The 5,444-nt window shown below is 67.1% G+C and carries 9 protein-coding genes and 1 pseudogene; 3 read left to right on the top strand and 7 right to left on the bottom strand.

Annotation, left to right across the window (positions count from 1 at the left end; all coding sequences use genetic code 11):
• Both CM1CMNOD_RS19440 and CM1CMNOD_RS19435 read right to left on the bottom strand, forming a co-directional pair.
• Positions 1–1,074: HsdM family class I SAM-dependent methyltransferase (locus tag CM1CMNOD_RS19440; RefSeq protein WP_165490500.1), on the bottom strand; the 1,074-nt coding region annotated here is incomplete at its 3' end.
• On the bottom strand, positions 1,071–1,265 hold the full coding sequence (locus CM1CMNOD_RS19435; RefSeq protein WP_013875299.1) for a hypothetical protein: 195 nt from the start codon (positions 1,263–1,265) through the stop codon (positions 1,071–1,073). The genes CM1CMNOD_RS19435 and CM1CMNOD_RS19440, both read right to left, overlap by 4 nt.
• A gap of 759 nt (positions 1,266–2,024) precedes the next feature.
• On the opposite strand from CM1CMNOD_RS19435, the gene CM1CMNOD_RS22000 reads away from it, so the two are divergent.
• Positions 2,025–2,165: a hypothetical protein gene (locus CM1CMNOD_RS22000; protein ID WP_165001457.1), complete on the top strand. Its 141-nt coding sequence runs from the start codon at positions 2,025–2,027 to the stop codon at positions 2,163–2,165.
• On the opposite strand, the gene CM1CMNOD_RS19430 is transcribed toward CM1CMNOD_RS22000, so the two are convergent.
• Positions 2,162–2,578, bottom strand: a complete 417-nt coding sequence (locus CM1CMNOD_RS19430) for a type II toxin-antitoxin system VapC family toxin (RefSeq protein WP_013875298.1) — start codon at positions 2,576–2,578, stop codon at positions 2,162–2,164. The genes CM1CMNOD_RS22000 and CM1CMNOD_RS19430 overlap by 4 nt on opposite strands.
• Positions 2,578–2,835, bottom strand: coding sequence for a type II toxin-antitoxin system Phd/YefM family antitoxin (locus tag CM1CMNOD_RS19425; RefSeq protein WP_241245673.1), 258 nt, complete (start codon positions 2,833–2,835; stop codon positions 2,578–2,580). Before CM1CMNOD_RS19425 ends, CM1CMNOD_RS19430 begins: the two co-directional genes overlap by 1 nt.
• Positions 2,836–3,113: 278 nt before the next feature.
• Between CM1CMNOD_RS19425 and CM1CMNOD_RS19420 the strand changes: the two are divergent.
• Positions 3,114–3,721, top strand: a pseudogene (locus CM1CMNOD_RS19420) (HhH-GPD-type base excision DNA repair protein).
• Between the two features lie 73 nt (positions 3,722–3,794).
• Here CM1CMNOD_RS19420 and CM1CMNOD_RS19415 read toward each other — a convergent pair.
• On the bottom strand, positions 3,795–4,178 hold the full coding sequence (locus tag CM1CMNOD_RS19415) for a type II toxin-antitoxin system VapC family toxin (RefSeq protein ID WP_013875296.1): 384 nt from the start codon (positions 4,176–4,178) through the stop codon (positions 3,795–3,797).
• Positions 4,175–4,423, bottom strand: coding sequence for a type II toxin-antitoxin system Phd/YefM family antitoxin (locus CM1CMNOD_RS19410; protein ID WP_013875295.1), 249 nt, complete (start codon positions 4,421–4,423; stop codon positions 4,175–4,177). The genes CM1CMNOD_RS19415 and CM1CMNOD_RS19410 overlap by 4 nt, the downstream gene beginning before the upstream one ends.
• Before the next feature lie 156 nt (positions 4,424–4,579).
• Here CM1CMNOD_RS19410 and CM1CMNOD_RS21995 point away from each other — a divergent pair, with 156 nt between their 5' ends.
• Complete coding sequence (locus tag CM1CMNOD_RS21995) at positions 4,580–4,717, top strand: hypothetical protein (protein ID WP_013875294.1); 138 nt, start codon at positions 4,580–4,582, stop codon at positions 4,715–4,717.
• 362 nt (positions 4,718–5,079) lie between these two features.
• Here the strand turns inward: CM1CMNOD_RS21995 and CM1CMNOD_RS19405 are convergent.
• A partial coding sequence (locus tag CM1CMNOD_RS19405; RefSeq protein ID WP_242625471.1) for an FKBP-type peptidyl-prolyl cis-trans isomerase occupies positions 5,080–5,444 on the bottom strand: 365 nt, incomplete at its 5' end.

The raw sequence follows: 5,444 nt of genomic DNA, 5'->3' as shown, positions 1-5,444 counted from the left end.
CCGCCAGTGGGGCCGGTGGGCGGGGTCACCGTCACTCCATCCGGACATGTTGAACGGAGGGTTCATCGCGACGACGTCGTAGCGTGTCGTCCTCTGGTGGTGCAGTCTGAGCGGTTCGACCGGATACTCGCCGAGATCAGCGGGGAGTCCGTGGAGGGCCGCGGTGAGCTGGGCCAGCCGCCAGGACTGCTGGTCGAGGGCGTAGCCGTGCAGGACCTGGGCGGACTCGGTGCTGTGCCGCCTGGAGCGGGCCCGGGTGCCAGCGGCCGCCAGGAGCTCACCGGAGCCACAGCAGGGATCGCAGATCCGGGCATCCGGCCGTGGGTCGAGCAGTTCCATGATCACGCGTGTCACTGAGGGCGGAGTGAAGAACTCCGTTCCACGCCGGCCCTGGACGGCGGCGAGCTGTTCGAGGAGGAACTGGCAGGTCGCCGCCCCGAAGCACTCGGTGCCAAAGGCCGGCCACGAACCCTGACGACCCGCCCGCGCGATGATCGCGATGGCCCGTGTCAGCTCGTCGTCAGACCACAGCTCCCGCCGGATCCGCGCATACACTCCGGTAAGACCCGGGGAGTGCACGGCGCGGGCGCGCAGCGCCCTCTCCAGAAGCGCGCCGACACCGCTGTCGGCGGTGGTCAGCTGCATCCAGCGTTGGACGTCGGAGCCACGCAGGTCGAGCAGGGACAGTACCAGTTCGAGATTCGTGCCGATTCCAGCTCTGCCCCACAGGCTTTCCAGCGGCTGCCAGAGGTGTTCCTTCAGTATGGCCTGTGCCGCGTCCGGCCTGTGTGCTGTCTCGGCGGAGGAACGTGAGGGCAGGCCGAGATTCTTCCGGAACCGTTGGCCATAGGTGGTTCCGGCGGGCTCGTCGCGACGCAGTGCATTTCTGGGTATGCGCCGCCGATCAAGCCAGGCGGCGACCTCCGCGACCGAATATAATTCTCGTCCCGCCACATGCGACGGCATGGGGAATTCTTTCGGGTGCCGCCGGGCCCAGTTGTTCACCGCCGGGGGTTCCACCCCGGCGGCGTGGGCCAGATCCGCCCGCGACAGCATGCCGTCGGCCGTCGTCATCGTCGTCCGCCCCCGTTCCGGGAACGCAGCAGGCTCGACAGCCGCCGGGTCCGTGCGTCGCTGCTGACCACCCAGGCGAGAAAGAAGAACGTCGCCATGATCGTTAGTGCGATCATGGCGGTCTCGTTGCCCAGGGCGAAGACGGTCAGCGCCAGCTGTCCCGCATCCCTTCCCATGAGCGCTCCGGTCACCACGGGCTCCGCCTTCCTGCGTTGGTCGACACGGGCGCCACCCGCCCGCCGTCTTCGCTGTTGCCGTCCGCAGGCGTCGTCCGTGCCCTGCCGACAGGAGCAAGGCTGGCAGCGAGGCCCCGTGCGCGGCGATGCGCAGCAACAGTACGCGGGAAAGTGTTACCCGGTCTCGGGTGGGGCCCGCCTGAGAGTCGCTGCCGGTCGGTGGCAGGGGTCCACAGGCGATCGACAACTCTTATTGTCAAAGATCTACCCGAAGGGGCGGTAACTTCCGTTGTCGACAACATGAGGTGTCGCTCTGGAGGTCCAGGATGACGCCGCTGTCAGCGGCGGCGGCATTGCCGGCCGGGAGATGTCGGAAACACCCGTTGTCGACGACGTTATCCTGTCCGAGCTACGAGCAGCTCTGAGCAGGAATGGCCGCCCCCGAGGGGTGCCAGCTCTCGTGCCGTCGCACTGGCCTATCTCGCTGAACCGGTCCGCCGGGAGCAGAGGCTGGCCGCCGAACGTGATCAGGCCGTTGCGGACGCTGTGGCGGCCGGTGCTGACTGGGGTCAGATCGGTCAGGCAACAGGTCGTACTCGACAGGGAGCCCGGCAGCGGTGGAGCCGCCGCCTGGCGCAGAGGGCGGAGCGGGACACAGGGGATGAGCCTCGCGCCTGGGAGCGCGCGTCCTGAACCGTGTTGTTCCAGGACCACCGGAGCAGACGAACAACGGTGATCTTCCGATCACCTCGTTCGGCCCGCTACGGTGTCACCGTGGGACTGCATTTGAGTCAGATCGATGACGCGGACGAGCTACTGACCAACGACCCGTTGGCGCTGCTGATCGGCATGGTGCTGGACCAGCGAGGTTCGGAAAGAACGAACATACTGCCGGTGGTCACTCGGATGAGCTAGCGACCGGCGCCGGGAGACGCGGCTGGCAGACCGGAGGCGTGAACGGCTTCGACGAGGAGTTTGTCGTAGCTGAGTACGACATCCAGGGAGTCTCTGAGATCGAGCGCTGTCGCCAGGTGGATTGCGTCGAGAGTGCGCAGCCGGGGCGGTGGTACGCGGGCCGCGTCGCCGAGCAGGGGCGGAGTGATCTCCACGAGATCCACATCGGCCGAGAGAAAGGACTCCGCCGGACCGAGCATGGTCGGGTTCACCAGGTTGAGCAGCCTGGTCAGTTCGACGGCCAGCAGGGTCGACGAGACGAGGCGCAATGGCTCGACCTGATCGGCGAACCATTGTCGAAGGTCAGGAGTTTCCTTCTCGGCGATGAACAACTTGGCCAGGGCTGATGTGTCGAGGTAGACCCGGGTGGGCATCAGCCTTCGCCGCGCAGGTCGGTAAGCCATTCGTCGGAGGAGCGGCCGGTCGGATTAGCCGCGGGTTCCGGTAGATGCGCGAGGCTGAACGGACGAGCCGCCCGGCGTATCAGCCCGGCCGCGACCAGTTGCTCGTAGCGGTCATCGGCCGCGGGAACGATCCGCGCCACAGTCCTGCCCCTGTCGGTCACCTCGACCGTCTCGCCCGCGCGGACCAACGCGAGCACGCGAGCGGTTCGCTGGGAAAGCTCTCTCATGCCCACCCGGAGACGCCCATCGTCCGCAGCCGCTGTCATGCGCTGTACGTTACCACATGTACAGCGTGACCGCTTGCCAGCTTCAAACGGCACATGCCTGTTCGACCAGGAAGGCGCCGACCAGTGCTTTCGGGACAGTCCGTCCCGGGGACGCCGGTGTGCCGCGAGGCTCAGCGAGATCATCGGTGCAGTCTGACGGGTAGACCTCAGTGGCACGAGCGGGTTGTGACGGGCGCCCGACTTCCGGTGACTCTGGCATGGCCCGCTGCCCTGGGCGTGTGAGCCTGCACCTGAGCCAGATCGTCAGGGCGGACGAGTTGCCGACCAACGACCCGCTGGCGCTCCTCGTTGGGATGGTCCTCGACCAGCACATCTCGGAAAGGCGGAGCGGGGCCCACTACTGGGCCTCGGGCGGAGTCACAGTCGTCAGGCAGAACGGATGACCAGCAGGGTCGAGCAGCATTCGCCACCAGGTGAGCTGGCGGGGTTCGATCCGGACAAGCTTGGTGCGCTCTTTTCGCAGCAGCCGGCGTTGCACCGGTTTCCCGGGTCGATGGCGAAGCGGGTGCAGGCGTTGTGTCGGATTGTCGTGGACGTCTGTGAGGGGGACGCGGCGCGGGTGTGGGCGGCCGCGGCTGACGGTCAGGAGTTGTTGAAGCGGGTGTCGGTGTTGCCGGGGTTCGGCGTGCAGAAGGCGAAGATTTTCGTGGCGTTGCTCGGGAAGCAGTTCGGGGTGACCCCGCCGGGGTGGCGGGAGGCCTGCGCGCCGTTCGGTGAGGAGGGCAGCTTCCGTTCCGTCGCGGACATCACCAGCCCCGAGAGTCGCATCAGGGTCCGCGACTTCAAGAAACAGCTGAAGGCCGCCGCGAAGGTGGCCCCGTCCTGAGCCGGTCTGAACGTGTGGGCTGGAGACCAGACCGTACCGATGCCAACGAGCAGCCACGGACAAAGAGGATCGATCAGATCGTCACGATTCTGACGAGGTCTTCCAGGCCGGCGAGGTCGGCGGCGTTGCGGGTATAGACGCTGGCTTCGTGGGCGTGCGCGGTGGCCGCGATCAGCAGGTCCATCGTTCGTGCGCGTGGCTGGCGTCCGATTTCGACGACCCGGGCAGCGAGTCGTCCGTAACTGTCGGCGACAGCATCGTCGACGGGTAACGGGTCGAATCGTCGTTGGAGTGCGCTGAGACGGGCGAGTCGGTTCGCGCGGGCCTCGGGTGTTCTGGCGACGAGGACGCCGAACTGGAGCTCGGCGATGCTGATGACGCTGACCGCCAGTTCACCGGGGATCGGGGCGACGTCGGTGGCGACCAGCACGCTGGTGTCCAGAATGCCGCGGCTCATCGATCTCCCCAGGGATCGGTGAGGGTGCCGTCGACGAGCTCGCGATCGCTGGGCCAGTCGGCGTCGGTCGGCAGGGTGAAGACGTCCGCGAGGTCGTCCCAGCGCCGCCACGCGCGTGGGGTGACCGGGCCGAGAACGGCTGCCGGCCGGCCGGAAACAGTGATGGTCAACCGCTCGCCGGCCTGGGCGCGTCGCACCAGCTCGCTGGCGTTCTGCCGCACCTCGCGAAGCCCTATCTCACTCATCTCTCCACGGTAGCACTTGTGCTACCTGCTGGCGTGGGCTGTGGATAGTCCCGCTCCCTGTCGCCCTGCCGGGGTACCGCCTCGTGCGTACCAGTGATCAGATGCTGCCCGCGGCCTGCCGCCGGGTCGTCCGGAGAGCCCGGCTACGGTGACGGCATGGGTCTGCGCCTGAGCCAGATCGCCGAGGCGGGCGAACCGCTGACCAACGACCCGCTGGCGCTGCTGATCGGGATGGTGCTGGACCAGCGGGTTTCGGAAAGAACGAGCGGGATGGGACGGTCCGCGCTCGCCTGACCGCGTACCGCTACCGTCCTGCTCGAGGCCGGGTCAGATGGTCCAACATGTCTCGATCGTTTGCTGGTCCGTCGTCGAGGGTGCCGGCCGTGCGTAGCGACGGGGCCGCGTCTGACGGGACGGATCTATGCCGGTAGCGAGACGCGCTTTCTCCCCGCCGTCCTCTGGCGGGGCCGTTCTTCCAGATCGGCTACGTCATGACCCACGAGTCGCTTGACTGACTGAACCGCACCGCGACGGGCACCAGCCCGGGGAGGCGGGCTATCCAGCCCGCGCCTCGCCGGGTTCGGTGCCCGCCGTGGGGTCCTCAGGTAGTCGCCGTGACCGGCTTGGACTGGTATCCCCCTGCACGGACCGCCCTTTCACGCCTTTATCCCGAGTAGTTCCACTTCGAAGCGGAGAGTGGAATTGGGCGGGATGACGGGCGGGAAGCCGTGGGAGCCGTACGCGAGGTCAGGTGTGACGGTGAGCACCGCCTTCTGACCGAGCGACAGCTGAGGGACCCCCTCATCCCACCCTTTGATCACCTTGCCGACACCGATCTGGGTCACGAACGGCGAGCCTCTGTCACGGGACGAGTCGAACTTCGTGCCGTCGAGCAAGGTGCCAACATAGTGAATCTTCACCGTGTCCCCCTTCCTGGGGAAGGTCTTGCCGTCCCCCGGCGAAAGGGTCTCAACCGATACGCCCATGCGACCAGCCTTTCCTCGATGATGGGACCAGCCCC

The organism is Protofrankia symbiont of Coriaria myrtifolia, from assembly GCF_900634755.1.
Lineage (GTDB): Bacteria > Actinomycetota > Actinomycetes > Frankiales > Frankiaceae > Protofrankia > Protofrankia coriariae.
This window is presented reverse-complemented; position numbering and strand designations above follow the sequence as displayed.